The following is a 16,439-nucleotide window of genomic DNA, read 5'->3' as shown; positions in this document are numbered from 1 at the left end:
TCGACGTTGGGCCCGAAAGCGACTGCCATGGGCGACACGTCTGTCCCGTCCTGGGTGCCGCGGCCCCGTGTGTATCGACGCTTGGTGCTGGACGGGCATAGAGGTGGCCGGTGTTGGGCTGACATGGCCCACCTTTCCCGTCTCTCAAGTCGGCTCACTCTCGGCGGGCGAGAGGCAGTGGGACCACGACGTCGGAGCAGTTGGTGAGTTGCTCGCGGAGGGCGGCGTTCTCGGCGTGGAGAGTGGCGATGACGGTCGCTGCGGCATCAACCTGCTGCTGAAGTCGTTGACGCTCTTGCCGGATACCTCTCAGTTGTCGCCGGAGGCGGGTGATCTCCTCCTGCTGATGTTGGTCGTGCAGGCTGGCGGGGCTTCGGCCGACGCGGTTGTCCCACTCCGCGAGGAGGACGGTTGCACGGTTCATCGTGGCTCGGCTGACGCCGGCCTCTCGCCAGAGGTTGTTCTTGGTCAGCTTGCCGTCGGTACGGATGGGCCGGCCGGTGAACAGACGCTCCATCGCCTCGCGCAGGGCCTGCTCTGTCTGGGCGGACACCGTCGGAGGGGTCATTCGGTGGCCTTTGGGATTACGCGGTCGACGTCGTGGAGCTGTTCGGTGAGCAGTGCCCGGCGGTTGGGCGGGAGCTTCCGGGTGGCGAGCAGGTCGGTGAGCGAGGCTCGTTCCACAGTCCAGATGGGCAGATGAGCGGGGGCGATGACGCTGTTCGCGCAGCGGGAGGGTTGGCAGCGGTCGATCAGCGGGCCTTGGTGACCTTCGGGGACGATCGCGTCCTCCAGGCATTTGGCGCCGACTGGGTTCGCGTCGTCCATGGTGCAGTGGTTGAGCTTGCCGAAACGGACGGACAAGCGCGTGCGGCGCAGGAGGTCGAGTTCGACCCGGAGATCGCCGCGCTGCGCCTGGTTAGTTGCTGTCATCTCGGCGGCCTTGGCTCGGATGGCGGCAAAGGTCTCGCGCATGCGATCGGCGCCCGGTCCGTAGCCGATCGGCTCGCCGCGGCCGTCGGCGGCGAAGAGCTCGGCCAGCCGCTCGAAACGGCGCTCGCTGATGGCGGTCTTCAGATGCTGGGCCCAGGCGGGCGAGGCCTCGGTGTAGCCCTGGGTGGTGGTGTTCGCGAGCGCCCGGGTGGCGACGTGCTTGAGCTGCATCCCGACGGCGATCTCCGAGCCGGGAAAAGCGGGCGCGGGCCAGGCGGCCCGCCGCCGTGCAGGATGCGGCCCGCAAGTGGGCGAAGAAGGTCGCGCGGGACCATGACGTGATCGCGGTGGAGGACTTCAAGCCGAAGTTCCCCGCCAGGACCAGCATGGCGCGCAAGGCGGCCGACGCCGCGATCGGCGCGACGAAGAAGGCGCTGATCGAGATGGGGCGCAAGCACGGGCGGGACGTGCGCCTCGTACATCCCGCGCACACCACCATGGGCACACCACCATGGATTGTGGCCAGTGCGGAGCGAGAACCAAGCACGCACTACCCCTGTCCGAACGCACCTACACCTGCACCGCGTGCGGGCTCGTGTCCCCCAGGGACAAGAACTCCGCCCGCGTGATGCTCGTCCGGGCAGGTCTGGCCCCGGCTGGTGTCGAGGGCTAAGACCTCCTGGAGCGCAGCTCCAGGAGGCGGCCTGAGCCAGGAATCCCCCTCATCTGCGAGAGGGAGCAGTCAATCGACGAACAGCCCCCGCGCCGCCGCCCGCGCGTCGAACTCCTCCAGTCGCGCCTGCGCGTCCGGCAGGTCGTCGCACATCGCCTCCAGCAGGACCCGGCCCAGCAGCATCGGCGCGCAGGCCGTGTCGAAGGCGAGGCCCGTGCCGACGGCGGCGGGCAGCAGCAGGTCGGAGACCTTGGCGACCGGTGCGAAGGCGGAGTCCGCCACCGTCACCACCGTGAGCCCGGCCTCCTTGGCGTAGGCGAGGGTGTCCACGACCTCGCGTGGGTGCCGGGGCAGCGCGAAGCAGAGCAGCGCCGTCGCCCCGGCCCGTACGGCGGCGTCGATCCGGTCGTGGATCATCGTGCCGCCCTCGTGCAGCAGCCGTACGTCCGGGTGCACCTTGGCGGCGAAGTAGGCGAAGCCGTACGCCTGGGAGGCCGCAGCCCGCAGGCCGAGGACGGGCAGCGGGCGCGAGGCCGAGAGCAGGCGCCCGGCCTTCTGCACCGGGCGCGGGTCGGCCAGTACCTCGGCCAGGTGCCGCAGGTTCTCGATCTCGGCCTCGACGGCCTGCTGGTACTCGTTGTAGGAGCCGGCGTCCGCCGCCGGTTCCACGGGGGCGACCTCGCGCAGGTGCCTGCGCAGCGCCGGGTAGCCGTCGAAGCCGAGGGCGACGGCGAAGCGGGTCACGGACGGCTGGCTGACCCCGGCCAGTTCGGCCAGTTCCACGCTGGACAGGAACGGCACGTCGGCGGCGCGCCGCACCATGCTGTGCGCGATGCGCCGCTGGGTCGGGGTGAGCCGGTGCCCCTCGAAGAGCGCCTGAAGTCGCGCGGCGGGGCTGTCCGTCCCGATCGTGTTCCTGTCCGCGCTCATGCCGCGCTCCCCCTCCAGATGTCCGTGAACCGGTCCAGCAGTGCGGCCGCAGCCGTCACATCGTCGGTGAGCGGCCGGTCGGCCAGGTCGTCGTCGAGCACCGACTCGGCCAGCTCCATCGCCCGGCCCACCGGAAGGTCCGGGTCGGGCCGGAGGTCGCGCAGCCGCAACGCCCGTACGGCGGCGACGAGTTCGCAGCCGACGACCAGACGGTACGCGCCGCACGCGCGCAGTGTCTGCCGTGCGGCGAGCGAGGCGAAGCTGGCCTGCTCCTCCACGCCCCGGGAGAGTACAGCGTGGCCGAGCGAGGCGGGGGCCGAGAAGGCCCGCAGGTCGCCGAGGGCGGCCGCGGCGGCGTACTCCAGGATCATCACGCCGGACGAGGCGGGCTCGGGGTCGGCGAGGAAGGGCTTGAGGCGGGTGTAGGCGGGCTCGTTCAGGGTGGACAGGCGGGATGTCGACAGCCGGGCCACCTGGGTCAGCGCCAGCCTGAAGTGGTCCAGGGCGAGGGCGAGTTGGGCCTGGTAGAAGCCGCCGTGGTGGTAGGCGGCCATGTCCTCGGGGGAGATGAGGGGGTTCTCGGCGGCGGCGTTGATCTCCACCGCGAGCACCTCCTCCAGGGCGTCGGCCGCGTCGTGCGCGGGGCCGTGGATCTGGGGCAGGCAGCGGAAGCCGTACGGGTCCTGGATGCGGCCGAGCGGCGGGGTCGGCCGGTCCTCGGCGCCGATCAGCTCCCGCATGCGGCGGGCGACCTCGGTGCTGCCCCGGTGCGGTCGGGCGGTGTGCACGGGGGCGGCGTACGCCTCGTGGGAGCCGTCGACGGCGAGCAGCGACAGGGCGGCGACGACCTGGGTGGCGGCGACGAGCCCGCGCAGTTCGTGCAGGGCCAGGGCCGCCTGGCCGAGGGTGAGTGCGTTGCTGCTGATGAACGCGAGGGCGTCGTTGTTGTCGAGCGGCTGCGGCTCGGGCGCCCCGGACCCGCGCCAGGGATGCTCGCCGGCCAGCGCGAGGCCGGTCTGCGCCAGCGCCGCGAGGTCTCCGGTGCCGACCGAGCCGAACTCGTTCACGACCGGGTGGGCCCCGCTCTCCAGCGCCTCGCAGAGCGCCGTGACGACGGTGGGCCGCAGGCCGGCACCTCCCGCGAGCAGCTGGTTGGCGCGTACGGCGAGCATGGCCCGCACCTGCCGGGCGGGCAGCTCCTCGCCGATGGCCCCGGCGTGGCTGCGCAGCAGGCGCAGGCCGTGCTCGGCGGCGGCGTCGGTGGGCACGTCCTCGTTCCGGTTGGCGCCCACGCCGGTGGAGCGGCCGTAGACGCGCCCGGTCGCGGCGATGAGGCGGGCGGCGTCCCAGGACTCCTCGGCGCGCTTCATCGCGTCGCTCGCGGGAACCGGGCGCGCGGCCCCGGTGGCGAGGCGCACGACGTCCTCGACGCCGAGCCCGATCCCGTCGAGGACGACCAGGCCGGTGTGCCCGGTGTGCACAGCGCCGGGTGCGTCCACGATCCGAGACGACATAAAGCTCAGACACCCCTCAATCCGTGCGGCATCGACGTCCTATTCAGACACCAAGAACTCTGCATGACGTTATGCAGCCGGGCAAGGGACATCTCATGATCCATTTTCCCCGCCGGGAAGCCGTCCACATCGGCGGGGCGCTTAGGGTGGGGCGGCATGAGGTCACGGTTCCGCAAGGGTGAGGTCATCGTCCGGCGGGAGATTCTGTCCGGCCGCGAATGGCTCGTGTACCCCGTGCGGGTCGCGAGTGACGACGAGCGTGCGCTCGCCGTGTACCTGGCCCAGGGCACGCCGCTCACTTTCGGACGCGGCGACTTCCGCTGGGGCCTGCACCCCTGGATCGAGTTCGAGCACGTGTGGCAGTCCGGCGGTGTCCTGCAGCTGCAGCGCCCGGGGGACGGCTATTCCGTGTGGGGCCGATGGGAGGACGGGGTCCTGTCGGAGTGGTACGTCAACTTCCAGGCCCCCCTCGTCCGTACGGAGCGCGGGTTCGACACGCTGGACCACGAGCTGGACCTGATCATCCCCGGCGACGGCTCCCCGTACCGGTGGAAGGACGTCGAGCACTTCGAGGAGCGAGTGCGCACGGGCGGCTTCGACGCCGAGGAGGCGGACGCCGTGCGTGTGGCGGCCGCCTCCGTCGTGGATCTCGTCGAGCGTGGCGCGTGCTGGTGGGAGCAGTGGCGTAACTGGCGGGCACCGACCGACTGGGACGTCCCCGCGCCGGCGCCCCTCGAGGACGACGCCTCACGGTGAACAGATAGTCGCGGCCGACCTGGCCCGCCGGATCGTTGTCGAGGTTGCCCGTCACGCCCTCGACCAGCCGGTCCAGGTCACCCTTGGCTCGATCCGTACGCCGCCGCCCTCGACGGGGACGGCGGCCGCGCCCCGGCGGACACCGGCCGACCCGCCGGGAGCCGTCCCGGCCAGGGCGCGAGCGGCCGGCTCAGTGGCTGGAAGCTCGCTGTAGCTACCCGTAGCTGCCCGTAGCTCGCCATAGCTCGCCGCAGCCGGACCCGACACAGGGGATGCGTCCACGATCCGAGACGACATATGCCTCGAACGCCACCAAGCCGGTCAGCCGATCCCGCCCACCGGCCATCCGTTACCCCGGATTAACAGCAGAGTATTGACAATCTATTCAGGCACCGAGAACTCTGCATGAGGTTATACAGCCGGGCAGAGGACATCTCATGATCCAGTTCGACGCGGTCCACAAGCGCTTCCCCAACGGCACGACAGCAGTCCACGACCTCTCCCTGGAGATGCCGGAGGGCGGCGTGACCGTCCTGGTCGGATCCTCCGGTTGCGGCAAGACGACCACCCTGCGGATGGTCAACCGGATGGTGGAGCCGACCTCCGGCACCATCCGGGTCGGCGGCAAGGACGTCACCCGCCAGGACGCCGCCGAGCTGCGCCGCTCCATCAGGTACGTCATCCAGCAGGCGGGCCTGTTCCCGCACCGCACGGTGCTCGACAACATCGCCACCGTGCCGCTGCTGCTCGGCTTCAGCCGCCGCAAGGCCCGCGCCCGGGCGGCGGAACTGCTGGAGACCGTCGGCCTCGCGGCCGACGCCGGCAAGCGCTACCCGCACCAGCTCTCCGGCGGCCAGCAGCAGCGCGTCGGCGTCGCCCGGGCGCTCGCCGCCGACCCGCCCGTCCTGCTGATGGACGAGCCGTTCGGCGCGGTCGACCCCGTCGTGCGCACCCAGCTCCAAGACGAACTCCTGCGTCTACAGAAGGAGTTGAGCAAGACCATCGTCTTCGTCACGCACGACGTCGACGAGGCCGTGCGGCTGGGCGACCAGATCGCGATCTTCCGCACCGGCGGCCATCTGGTCCAGTGCGCCCCGCCCGCCGAGCTGCTCGCCCGCCCGGCCGACGACTTCGTGGCCGACTTCCTCGGCGCCGAGCGCGGCCTGAAGCTGCTGTCGCTGCGCACGCTCGCGGACGTCCCGCAGGGCCCGGCACCGGAAGCCGGCAATTGGAGCCTCGTACTCGACGCGGCGAACAAGCCCCTGTACTGGGCGTCGAAGGACGCGAAGGACACGAAGGCCGCCGAACTCCCCGTACGACCGCTCAAGGACACCGACTCGCTCCTGTCGGCCCTCAACGAGTCGATCGCCTCCCCCACCGGCCTGATAGCCCGCGTCGACGCGGAGGGCGCCCTCACCGGCGTCACGTCCCGCGACGACATCCACGCCCACGCCGGACAGGCCCACACCGAGGCCCGGGTGGCCGCATGACCATCGACTGGTCGTGGATAGGCGACCACACCGACGACCTCACCACCCTGACGATCTCCCACCTCCAGGCCGCGCTCACCGCCGTCCTCCTCGGCGTCCTCATCTCCCTCCCCCTCGCGGTGATCGCCCACCGGATCCGCCCCCTGCGCGGCTTCCTGCTGGGCCTGTCGAACGTCCTGTTCACGATCCCGTCGATCGCGATCTTCGTCCTGCTGCTCCCGGTCTCCGGCCTCACCCGCACCACGACCGTGATCGGCCTGACGGTCTACACCTTGGTCGTCCTTCTCCGGAACACGGTCGAGGGCCTCGACTCGGTCCCGGTGAAGGTGAAGGAGGCCGCGAAGGCGATGGGCACGCGCCCCCTTCGCACGCTCCTGACCGTCGAGTTCCCGCTCGCCCTCCCCGTGATCATGGCGGGCGTGCGGATCGCGACCGTCATGTCCATCTCCCTGGTCTCGGTCGCGACCTACATCGGCGACGGCGGCCTCGGCCAGCTCTTCACCGACGGCTTCCAGCGCAACTTCCCGACCCCGGTGATCGCCGGAGTGGTCCTCACCCTCCTGCTCGCGGTGGTCGCGGACGCGGCTCTGGTCGCCCTGCAGTACGTCCTGACCCCCTGGCGGAGGCGGCGAGCCTGACATGTACGAACTCTTCAGCAACCTCGGCGCCTGGCTGGTCAGTGGCGAGCAGTGGTCCGGCCCGGACGGCATCGGCCACCGCCTGGCCGAACACCTCCAGTACTCCCTCCTCGCCACACTCATCGCGACAGCGATCGGCCTCCCCCTCGGCCTGCTGATCGGCCACACCGGCAAGGGCGCCTTCCTCGCGATCAACCTCGCGTCCTTCGGTCGCGCCCTGCCGACCGTCGGCCTGGTCGTCCTGGTCTTCCTGGCCGGCGGACTGTCCATGCTCCCGGTCTACGTCGCCCTGGTCGCCCTCGCGGTCCCGGCGATCGTCACCAACACCTACGCGGGGATGACGGCCGTCGACCCGGACGTGAAGGACGCGGCGCGCGGGCAGGGGATGCGCGGCCACCAGGTCCTGTTCCAGGTGGAGCTGCCCCTCGCCCTCCCCTTGATCATGACGGGCCTGCGCCTGGCGCTCATCCAGGTCGTGGCCACGGCCACCATCGCCGCGTACGTCTCCTTCGGCGGCCTGGGCCGCTACGTCTTCGACGGCCTCGCCCAGCGCGACCTCGTCCAGGTGCTCGGCGGCGCGGTGCTGGTCGCCGTGGTCGCCGTGGCCCTGGACCTGGCCCTCTCCGGCCTCCAGCGCTTCCTCTTCCGCCACCGCACTGCCTAGGGACCTCCGATGAACCGACGCACTCTCCTCGGCGGCCTCTTCGCGGCCGCCTCCGTCCCCGCCCTCGCCGCCTGCTCCAGCGGCATCACATCCCTGGACAGCCAGGGAACCTCCTCCGCCGGCGGCGGCTCCAGCAAGGGCGGCATCACCATCGGCACCGCCAACTTCACCGAGAACCAGGTGCTCGGATACCTGTACGCCGCCGTGCTGCAGGAGGCCGGCGTGAAGGTGACCGTCCGCCCCAACCTCGGCACCCGCGAGATCCTCATCCCCGCCCTCAAGGGCGGCGACATCGACCTGCTCCCCGAGTACCAGGGCGCCCTGCTCCACTACGTCGCCCCCAAGGCGACCGCCACCGAGGAGGGCGAGATGCAGAACGCCCTCACCGTCGCACTCCCGGGCGGCCTCCAGGTGCTGCCGTACGGCATGGCCGAGGACTCGGACGCCTTCGTCGTCACCCGCGAGACGGCCCAGAAGTACGGCCTGACCTCCCTCGCCGACCTGAAGAAGCAGAACGGCAAGCTGGTCATCGGCGCAGCGCCCGAGGTGAAGAAGCGGGAGGTGGGGGCGGTCGGCCTGAAGGACGTGTACGGGGTGGAGTTCAAGGAGTTCAAGTCCCTCGACTCCTCGGGTCCGCTGGTCAAGGGCGCCCTGAAGAAGGGCGACGTGGACGTGGCGAACCTGTTCACCACGGACACCGACATCCAGGCCAACAACTGGGTGGTGCTGTCGGACCCCAAGAACCTCATCCCCGGCCAGCACGTCGTCCCCCTCATCGCCGACCGCAAGGCCGACTCCACGGTCCGCAAGGCCCTCGCCCGCCTCGGCAACACCCTGACCACCGCCCAGCTCACCGAGCTGAACCGGCAGGTGGACAAGGACAAGAAGGACCCGGAGGACGTGGCGAACGCCTACGCCGAGGAGCACGGGTTGGTGAAGTGACGGCGCCCTGCCGTGTACCCCCAGTCCAACAGGGGGGCTAACCCCAGTGCGGCGCTCGCCCGCGCTGCCTACCGTGAGTCGTATGACCGGAATGGACGCGCGGGACACCGAGCTCAAGAAGGAACTCAACGCCACCCTGCAAGCGCGCAGGGAGTTGGGCGAGGAGTACGAGTCCGCGCTGGTCGACTCGTTCATGGAGAAGGTCGACCAGCGCATCGACGGGGCGGTCGAGCGCCGTCTGCGGCGGCAGCTGGCGGAGCAGCAGATGGTGACGGCCCGGGGCACCAGGTCACCGAAGTCCACGGACTCCTTCGGCGAGCGCTTCGGCTTCGGCATCGTCTCGCTGGTCCTGGCGATCCCGCTGTCGGGGATCGGCGCCGGCACAGCCCACCTCCCCGGCCTGCTGGTCACGTGGATCGGCATCGTCGGCGTGAACGTCGTGCAGGCGGTGCGGACGAATCCCGGGCTCTTCCGGGGCCTGCGCCGCAAGCCGGCCGGGGACGAGGACCGCTGGGAGGACTGAGCCGAGAGGCGGCCCAAAAAAATATCCGCGGGGACCGCCGCACCCCCGTTACCGGGGGGCGGGACGACGGCGGTCCCCGCGAGGGACGCGGGCCGGGTCAGGCCGGGCTTACGCGTCCTAGGCGTCCATGGAGGTCCGGGAGCCGCTCCGGAGGTCCTTGGCGCCGTTCGGCGTCGGCCGGGGCGGGGAGCCGCTCCCGCCCTGCCGACACCCACTAATGTGCCGGACCCGTGTTAAGCCGGTGCTGCGCGGACGTGACGCGCTCGTACCAGTTCCGCGACGGCCCGGGCGGCCCCGGTCACCGCAAGTTCGCCGCGGACAGGGTCCGTTCACCGCAGGTTTGCCGCTACTTCCCGCCCTTGGCGAGGAAGGCCAGCAGGTCCTGCCGGCTGATCACACCGGTCGGCTTGCCCTCGACGAGGACGATCGCCGCGTCGGCCGCGCCCAGTACGGACATCAGGTCGCCGACCGGTTCACCGGAGCCGACCTGCGGCAGCGGGGACGACATGTGCTTCTCCAGCGGGTCGTCGAGCGAGGCCCGCTTGGTGAACAGCGCGTCGAGCAGCTCCCGTTCGACCACGGACCCGACGACCTCCGCCGCCATGACGTCCGGGTGGCCGGCGCCCGGCTTCACGATCGGCATCTGCGAGACGCCGTACTCGCGCAGCACCTCGATGGCCTGACCGACCGTCTCGTCCGGGTGCATGTGGACGAGGGAGGGGATGGCGCCGTGCTCCTTGTCGTTGAGGACGTCGCTGACGCGCGCGCTCGGGCCCTCGTCCTCGAGGAAGCCGTAGTCGGCCATCCACTCGTCGTTGAAGATCTTGCTGAGGTAGCCGCGCCCGCTGTCGGGCAGCAGCACCACCACCACATCGTCCGGCCCGAGCCGCTCGGCGACCCGCAGCGCCGCCACGACCGCCATGCCGCAGGAGCCGCCGACGAGCAGGCCCTCCTCACGGGCCAGGCGCCGGGTCATCTGGAAGGAGTCCTTGTCGGACACGGCGACGATCTCGTCGGCGACGGTCCGGTCGTAGGCGGTCGGCCAGAAGTCCTCACCGACGCCCTCGACGAGATACGGCCGCCCGGATCCGCCGGAGTACACGGAGCCCTCGGGGTCGGCGCCGACGACCTGCACCTTGCCGTCGCTGACGTCCTTCAGATAGCGGCCGGTACCGGAGATCGTCCCGCCGGTCCCCACGCCCGCCACGAAGTGGGTGATCTTCCCCTCGGTCTGCTCCCACAGCTCGGGGCCGGTGGAGTGGTAGTGGGAGAGCGGGTTGTTGGGGTTGGAGTACTGGTCGGGCTTCCAGGCGCCCGGCGTCTCCCGCACCAGCCGGTCCGACACGTTGTAGTAGGAGTCCGGGTGCTCGGGATCGACGGCGGTCGGGCACACGACCACCTCGGCGCCGTACGCCCGCAGCACATTGATCTTGTCGGTGCTGACCTTGTCGGGGCACACGAAGATGCACTTGTACCCCTTCTGCTGGGCCACGATGGCAAGCCCGACACCGGTGTTGCCGCTGGTCGGCTCCACAATGGTCCCGCCGGGCTTGAGCGCACCGCTCTCCTCCGCGGCCTCGATCATGCGCAGGGCGATGCGGTCCTTCACGGAGCCGCCCGGGTTGAAGTACTCCACCTTGGCCAGGACGGTCGCCCGGATGCCCTTGGTCACGTTGTTGAGCCTCACCAGCGGGGTGTTGCCGACGAGGCTGATCATCGAGTCGTGGAAATGCACCGTTGTCTCCGGATGCTGAAAAAGAGGTGGTCGTCGTGGTTCCGCCAGCCTATGGCCTGCGGAGGGCTCGTAGAGGTCGTTCACTCGCCGTTGGGATTGGGCCACGGTCCGTGCGGGGCAAGCAGTGGGTGTACGGCTATGAGGAGGTGGCGGCGACGCATGACGAGCATGTCGAGGGCGAGGGTGGCCCGGCGGATCGCGGCAGGCGCTGCGTACGGCGGAGGCGGGATCGGTCTGGCCGGCGCGGCGGCCGTCGGTCTCCTCCTCGCCGAGGTGCGGCTGGCAAGGCGCCATGTGGGCAACGGCACCGACAACCACGTACCGAACGCCGACGGCCGCTACGGCCACCTGTACGACAACCCCGGTGAAGCGCCGCTGCGCCTGACGATCCTGGGCGACTCGACGGCCGCGGGCCAGGGCGTTCACCGGGCAGGTCAAACCCCGGGCGCGCTGCTGGCCTCCGGCCTGTCGGCGGTGGCGGAACGCCCGGTGCTGCTGCGCAACGTGGCCCTGCCGGGCGCCCGCTCGGACGACCTGGACCGCCAGGTGGCCCTGGTCCTCGCCGACCCCGCCCTGCTGCCCGACATCTGCGTGATCATGATCGGCGCCAACGACGTCACGAACCGCATGCCGGCGACGCGCTCGGTCCGCCACCTGTCCTCGGCGGTACGGCGGCTGCGCACGGCCGGCGCGGAAGTGGTGGTCGGCACCTGCCCCGACCTCGGCACGATCGAACCCGTCCAGCAGCCCTTGCGCTGGCTTGCCCGACGGGCCTCCCGCCAGCTGGCGGCCGCCCAGACGATCGGCGTCGTCGAACAGGGCGGCCGCACGGTGTCGCTGGGCGACCTGCTGGGCCCCGAGTTCGCGGCGAACCCGCGGGAACTCTTCGGCCCCGACAACTACCACCCCTCGGCGGAGGGCTACGCCACGGCGGCGATGGCGGTCCTGCCGACGGTCTGCGCGGCCCTCGGCCTGTGGCCGGCGGAAGAGGAACGCCCCGACGTCACCCGCCGCGAAGGCTTCCTCCCGGTGGCCCGCGCGGCGGCCGAGGCCGCGTCGGAGGCGGGCACGGAGGTCACGGCAGCGATGCCGACGGGCCCGAAGGGACCGTGGGTGCTACTGAAGCGCCGCCGTCGCCGCCGCGTCCCCGAACCGGACCGAGCCCCGGTGACGCCGTCCCCGTGAAGGCCTCCGGGCATCGCTTTCTCAGCGCCGGTCGGCATCATCCAGCCCGTCCGGCGTTTGAGGACGAGGCCCGTTCAGGGCCGAAGCGGGGGTCTGAGGGCCGCAGGCCCCCAGGAGCCGGGGTCGAAGGGGCAGCGCCCCTTCAGGATGGGACGCGTAGGGGCGGCGGGGGCGAGAAAAGCAAGCGCTTAGAAAACTGCGGCCAGGGTCACACCGCACTACCCGTGACCCTGGACGTACGTACGGGTAACTTCCCAAGCAGCCCTGCCCATCCCCACGTACCGCCCATGGAGCCGTGATGCCCGAAGCCGTGATCGTCTCGACTGCCCGCTCCCCCATCGGCCGCGCCTTCAAGGGCTCCCTGAAAGACCTGCGCCCCGACGACCTCACCGCCACGATCATCCAGGCGGCCCTCGCCAAGGTCCCCGAGCTGGACCCGCGCGACATCGACGACCTGATGCTGGGCTGCGGCCTCCCCGGCGGCGAACAGGGCAACAACCTCGGCCGCATCGTCGCCGTACAGATGGGGATGGACCACCTCCCGGGCTGCACCATCACCCGGTACTGCTCCTCGTCCCTCCAGACGAGCCGCATGGCCCTGCACGCCATCAAGGCCGGCGAGGGCGACGTCTTCATCTCGGCCGGCGTCGAGATGGTCTCCCGCTTCGCCAAGGGCAACTCCGACAGCCTCCCGGACACGCACAACCCGCTGTTCGCCGAGGCCGAGGCCCGCACGGCCGCCGTGGCCCAGCAGGAGGGCACGACCTGGCACGACCCGCGCGAGGACGGCCTCGTGCCGGACGCCTACATCGCGATGGGCCAGACCGCCGAGAACCTGGCCCGCGTCAAGGGCGTCACCCGCCAGGACATGGACGAGTTCGGCGTCCGCTCGCAGAACCTCGCCGAGGAAGCCATCAAGAACGGCTTCTGGGAGCGCGAGATCACCCCGGTCACCACCCCGGACGGCACGGTCGTCTCCAAGGACGACGGCCCCCGCCCCGGCGTCACCCTGGAGGGCGTCACGGGCCTGAAGCCGGTCTTCCGCCCCGACGGCCTGGTCACCGCCGCCAACTGCTGCCCGCTCAACGACGGCGCCGCAGCGGTCGTCATCATGAGCGACACCAAGGCCCGCGAGCTCGGCCTCACCCCGCTCGCCCGCATCGTCTCCACCGGCGTCTCCGGCCTCTCCCCGGAGATCATGGGCCTCGGCCCGGTGGAGGCGAGCAACCAGGCCCTGCGCCGCGCCGGCCTGACCATCGACGACATCGACCTGGTCGAGATCAACGAGGCGTTCGCCGCCCAGGTGATCCCCTCCTACCGCGACCTGGGTATCGACCTCGACAAGCTGAACGTCAACGGCGGCGCCATCGCCGTCGGCCACCCCTTCGGCATGACGGGCGCCCGCATCACCGGCACGCTCATCAACTCCCTCCAGTTCCACGACAAGCAGTTCGGCCTGGAGACGATGTGCGTCGGCGGCGGCCAGGGCATGGCGATGGTCATCGAGCGCCTGAGCTGAACCAAGCTGAACCAATCCGAACCACCACCCACGAGCCCCTAGGTAGTCAACTCACCACCCAGCGTGAGCCTTCGGCCCAGAACCCGGGAAACTCCAAGGTTCTGGGCCGTTTTGTGATCCAATCTCCCCCAGGATGTGACCTATCTCCCTTCGCAGAGGGATTTACGCAGGTCAGAGCCGCTTCACCATGAAACACAGGACCCAAAAGCCTGCCCGTTTCGTGACGTTACGCACTGACAGCTGGATAGTCCGCCCTTCAAGCTGATGTAGGAAGTCGGGGGTCGACTTTGAACCGGGAGTACGTCAGTGAGCGCCATGCCGATCGCTTTGCTGCTCACCACGGCCGCCACCGGCGCCGTGGGCGTCGCCGTCCTGCGCACCCTCATGGTGTTGCGCCGACAGGTCGCGGCCCTGCACACCGAGCTCGCACAGACCAACGCGGCTGCAGCCCGCGGTCTCGTTCCGCCCGCCCGCATCTCCGCCGACACCGATGAGATACGCGCCGCGGTGGCCGATGCGCTCGCCGAGGAACGCGAGCGGGAGCTGGCCGAGGCGCGCGCCTTCTGGGCCGCCCAGGAGGCCCGTGACGCCTCCGACGCGCCCACGCTGCTCGGCCTGTCCGACAGCGAGCTGTTCCTGCCCCGTCAGGCCGATTTCTCGGGCCTGGAGCACTTGGAGCCGGTGAGCGAGACGACCGCGGACGCCGACGAGTTCTCCCCCAAGGACTTCATGCAGGGGGGCACCGCCGGTGACTCCCCGGAGCTGGCCGCGGCCCGCCGCCGCCACCCCTCCCACCCGGACTTCGTCCCGGTCTCCTCACCTGCGGTGAACGACCATGAGCGTACGGTGTCCACCCTTGAGGAACTGGCCGCCTGCGCCACCGAACTGACCGACGTCCGCCCCGGCCCGCTCGGCACTCTCGACGTCTACGTCTTCGCCGACGGCACCACGCTCTGCATGACCCCGGGCCACCGCGAGACCGCGGAACGCCTGGCGGCGGCCCTGCGCGCAGGCGAGACGCCGGTGCTGCTGGGCGGTTCGGGAGTGTCGGGGGCGTACACCCTGACCTTCGCCTGCGGCGAGGAGAACGTCTACATCCTGGCGGACAGGGTCATAGCGTCCCTGTGAGCGCGCCCCTGTAAGGCGTCCCTGTAACGGTTGAAGCCCGGGTCACACCCCTGCCCGCTTCTGTGCCTCCTCCACCAGCCTCAGCGCGTCCTCGATCTCACCCTCGTTCGTGAGTACGAGGGCCAAGTCGTGCACGGCCACGGTGATCTGGTCGGCCGCGGCGAACATCCCGGCGTCCGGCATCTCCCGAGGCTCCACCCCGGGCACCTCCAGAACCTGTGCCCACCGAGCCAACTCCCTGGCCAGCCGCAACGCTTCGCCGGCGGCGCCTCTCTGCAGCCGGCTCTGGGGCGCGGCCCTCAAGCGGTCGGCGAAGTGATCAACGGCACGAGTCAGGGGCGTCGTATCAACCACCCCACAAACCTACGCGTCGCACCACGACTGTTGCCAACAGGCGAACGCTCAGGCACCGTGACCTGAAGGACCGGCTTACATCCCCTTTGCGTCCGGAGGCGCCGATGTCCCACGTCCTCTCCGAGGAGACCCACCGCAACATGCTCGCCCGCATCCCCCACTGCACCGGTCGTGAAGTCTCCGACTGGCTCCGCACCGTAGAAGACGGACCGGCTCTCTTCCGCTTCGAAGAGAAGGTCAGCTGGCTTCGCCACGAATACGACCTCGCGTACGGCCACGCGAAGGCGATCGTCCACTAGGGCCTGTCTGACAATTCCCGTCGTCCGCCCGGAGGGCGGGCCCCGCGGCGTCTGGTGCGTGCGATCGCAAGGCGCCGGAGCGCCCTCGTGGCGGAGCCACGTGGGCGGTTCGGCAACGCGGCGAGCGTGCGTGCCAGGCGCCGCGGGGCAGGCGGGAATTGTCAGACCGGCCCTAGGCGCGCACAGACGGCGAAGGGCCCCGGGTACGTACCCGGGGCCCTTCGCTGCGATGCCGGTCGGTGCTAGTCGCTGCTGTTGAGGATCGCGATGATCCGCAGGAACTCCATGTAGATCCACACCAGCGTCAGCGTGAGGCCGAAGGCCGCCAGCCAGGCCTCCTCGCGCGGCGCGCCGTAGGCGAGGCCGTCCTCGACCTGCTTGAAGTCCAGGGCGAGGAAGCAGGCGCCGAGCAGGATGCCGATGACACCGAAGACGATGCCGAGCGGGCCGCTGCGGAAGCCGAGGCCGTCACCGCCGCCGAAGACGGCGAACAGCAGGTTGACCGCCATCAGCAGGATGAAGCCGAGCGCGGCCGCCATCACGAAGCCGACGAAGCGGCGGTTGACGCGGATCCAGCCGGCCTTGTAGGCCACCAGCACCGCGGCGAAGACCGCCATCGTGCCGAGCACCGCCTGCATTGCCGCACCGCTGGCGATGCGGTTGTCGACGATGCTGGAGATCACGCCGAGGAACACGCCCTCGAACGCGGCGTACGTCAGGATCAGCGCCGGCGAGGCCTTGCGCTTGAAGGACTGGACGAACGCCAGCACCATGCCGATCAGCGCGGCGCCGATGCCGATGCCGTAGGACCGGCTGATGTTCGCGTCGTCGACGGGCAGCAGCGCCCAGGCGAGCGCGGCCGTGACGATCAGGACGCCGAGCGTGGTGCCGGTGCGCAGGATGACGTCGTCCAGCGTCATCCGGCCGGTGGTGGCCGGGGCCTGCGGCGGTGCGCCGTGCTGCAGGTCCTGCTGGGCGTACGGGTTCTGGGCGTAAGGGTTCTGCGCGTACGGGTTGCCGGCCTGCGGCTGGGCGTACGGGTTGGCCTGCGTGCCGACAGCGGCGCCCCCGGCCTGCGGCGCGGTGTTGAAGCCCGCGTAGCCGTTGTCGCGGCTGAACCCCCGTCGCGAGAAGACCGGGTTGCTGCTCCTCATTT

Annotated in this window: 17 protein-coding genes and 1 pseudogene; 11 read left to right on the top strand and 7 right to left on the bottom strand. The window is 70.6% G+C overall.

Features of this window, described 5'->3' with window-relative positions; translation table 11 throughout:
- Nucleotides 1–154 precede the first annotated feature (154 nt).
- Together ADL12_RS28255 and ADL12_RS28250 are read right to left on the bottom strand one after the other, a co-directional pair.
- Nucleotides 155–553, bottom strand: a complete 399-nt coding sequence (locus tag ADL12_RS28255; protein WP_062706741.1) for a hypothetical protein — start codon at nucleotides 551–553, stop codon at nucleotides 155–157.
- 11 nt (nucleotides 554–564) lie between these two features.
- Nucleotides 565–1,164: a hypothetical protein gene (locus ADL12_RS28250; RefSeq protein WP_244188082.1), complete on the bottom strand. Its 600-nt coding sequence runs from the start codon at nucleotides 1,162–1,164 to the stop codon at nucleotides 565–567.
- A 35-nt stretch (nucleotides 1,165–1,199) separates the two neighbouring features.
- On the opposite strand from ADL12_RS28250, the pseudogene ADL12_RS51100 reads away from it, so the two are divergent.
- A pseudogene (locus tag ADL12_RS51100) lies at nucleotides 1,200–1,641 on the top strand (zinc ribbon domain-containing protein); the annotation flags it as partial.
- 34 nt (nucleotides 1,642–1,675) lie between these two features.
- On the opposite strand, the gene ADL12_RS28245 reads toward ADL12_RS51100, so the two are convergent.
- Both ADL12_RS28245 and ADL12_RS28240 read right to left on the bottom strand, forming a co-directional pair.
- Entirely contained in the window at nucleotides 1,676–2,536 is an 861-nt protein-coding gene (locus ADL12_RS28245) for a MurR/RpiR family transcriptional regulator (protein ID WP_062706663.1), read from the bottom strand.
- Nucleotides 2,533–4,050 carry an aromatic amino acid ammonia-lyase gene (locus tag ADL12_RS28240; protein WP_062706662.1) on the bottom strand — a complete coding sequence of 506 codons (1,518 nt, stop codon included), beginning with the start codon at nucleotides 4,048–4,050 and terminating at the stop codon, nucleotides 2,533–2,535. The genes ADL12_RS28245 and ADL12_RS28240 overlap by 4 nt, the downstream gene beginning before the upstream one ends.
- Before the next feature lie 156 nt (nucleotides 4,051–4,206).
- On the opposite strand from ADL12_RS28240, the gene ADL12_RS28235 reads away from it, so the two are divergent.
- From ADL12_RS28235 to ADL12_RS28210, 6 genes are all read left to right on the top strand, one after another.
- The gene (locus tag ADL12_RS28235) at nucleotides 4,207–4,806 is read left to right on the top strand and encodes a ribonuclease FAU-1 family protein (RefSeq protein ID WP_062706660.1); all 600 of its coding nucleotides are present in this window, start codon (nucleotides 4,207–4,209) and stop codon (nucleotides 4,804–4,806) included.
- Between the two features lie 437 nt (nucleotides 4,807–5,243).
- Entirely contained in the window at nucleotides 5,244–6,296 is a 1,053-nt protein-coding gene (locus ADL12_RS28230) for an ABC transporter ATP-binding protein (RefSeq protein WP_062706658.1), read from the top strand.
- Nucleotides 6,293–6,934, top strand: a complete 642-nt coding sequence (locus ADL12_RS28225) for an ABC transporter permease (RefSeq protein ID WP_062706657.1) — start codon at nucleotides 6,293–6,295, stop codon at nucleotides 6,932–6,934. The genes ADL12_RS28230 and ADL12_RS28225 overlap by 4 nt, the downstream gene beginning before the upstream one ends.
- 1 nt (nucleotide 6,935) lies before the next feature.
- Nucleotides 6,936–7,598: an ABC transporter permease gene (locus ADL12_RS28220; RefSeq protein WP_062706655.1), complete on the top strand. Its 663-nt coding sequence runs from the start codon at nucleotides 6,936–6,938 to the stop codon at nucleotides 7,596–7,598.
- Nucleotides 7,599–7,607: 9 nt separating this feature from the next.
- The gene (locus tag ADL12_RS28215) at nucleotides 7,608–8,540 is read left to right on the top strand and encodes an ABC transporter substrate-binding protein (protein WP_062706653.1); all 933 of its coding nucleotides are present in this window, start codon (nucleotides 7,608–7,610) and stop codon (nucleotides 8,538–8,540) included.
- Between the two features lie 91 nt (nucleotides 8,541–8,631).
- Entirely contained in the window at nucleotides 8,632–9,063 is a 432-nt protein-coding gene (locus ADL12_RS28210) for a hypothetical protein (RefSeq protein WP_062706651.1), read from the top strand.
- Nucleotides 9,064–9,409: 346 nt separating this feature from the next.
- Here the strand turns inward: ADL12_RS28210 and ADL12_RS28205 are convergent, their stop codons facing one another.
- Nucleotides 9,410–10,798, bottom strand: coding sequence for a cystathionine beta-synthase (locus ADL12_RS28205; protein WP_062706649.1), 1,389 nt, complete (start codon nucleotides 10,796–10,798; stop codon nucleotides 9,410–9,412).
- A gap of 159 nt (nucleotides 10,799–10,957) precedes the next feature.
- On the opposite strand from ADL12_RS28205, the gene ADL12_RS28200 reads away from it, so the two are divergent.
- The 3 genes from ADL12_RS28200 (at nucleotide 10,958) to ADL12_RS28190 (ending at nucleotide 14,630) form a co-directional block, all read left to right on the top strand.
- Nucleotides 10,958–11,983, top strand: a complete 1,026-nt coding sequence (locus ADL12_RS28200; RefSeq protein ID WP_079052321.1) for an SGNH/GDSL hydrolase family protein — start codon at nucleotides 10,958–10,960, stop codon at nucleotides 11,981–11,983.
- A gap of 298 nt (nucleotides 11,984–12,281) precedes the next feature.
- Complete coding sequence (locus tag ADL12_RS28195; protein WP_062706645.1) at nucleotides 12,282–13,502, top strand: acetyl-CoA C-acetyltransferase; 1,221 nt, start codon at nucleotides 12,282–12,284, stop codon at nucleotides 13,500–13,502.
- 315 nt (nucleotides 13,503–13,817) lie between these two features.
- Nucleotides 13,818–14,630 (top strand): hypothetical protein, encoded by an 813-nt coding sequence (locus ADL12_RS28190; RefSeq protein WP_208614634.1) that lies wholly within the window; start codon nucleotides 13,818–13,820, stop codon nucleotides 14,628–14,630.
- A 42-nt stretch (nucleotides 14,631–14,672) separates the two neighbouring features.
- Here ADL12_RS28190 and ADL12_RS28185 read toward each other — a convergent pair whose 3' ends face one another.
- Nucleotides 14,673–14,984: a hypothetical protein gene (locus ADL12_RS28185; protein WP_062706641.1), complete on the bottom strand. Its 312-nt coding sequence runs from the start codon at nucleotides 14,982–14,984 to the stop codon at nucleotides 14,673–14,675.
- Between the two features lie 104 nt (nucleotides 14,985–15,088).
- Here ADL12_RS28185 and ADL12_RS28180 point away from each other — a divergent pair, with 104 nt between their 5' ends.
- Nucleotides 15,089–15,283, top strand: coding sequence for a DUF4287 domain-containing protein (locus ADL12_RS28180; RefSeq protein WP_062706639.1), 195 nt, complete (start codon nucleotides 15,089–15,091; stop codon nucleotides 15,281–15,283).
- Nucleotides 15,284–15,525: 242 nt separating this feature from the next.
- On the opposite strand, the gene ADL12_RS28175 is transcribed toward ADL12_RS28180, so the two are convergent.
- Entirely contained in the window at nucleotides 15,526–16,437 is a 912-nt protein-coding gene (locus ADL12_RS28175; RefSeq protein ID WP_062706637.1) for a Bax inhibitor-1/YccA family protein, read from the bottom strand.
- Nucleotides 16,438–16,439: the final 2 nt, after the last annotated feature.

The organism is Streptomyces regalis (genome assembly GCF_001509475.1).
In the GTDB taxonomy this organism is placed as follows: Bacteria; Actinomycetota; Actinomycetes; order Streptomycetales; family Streptomycetaceae; genus Streptomyces; species Streptomyces regalis.
The sequence above is the reverse complement of the archived record's forward strand: the minus strand, read 5'-3'. Positions and strand labels throughout refer to the sequence as shown.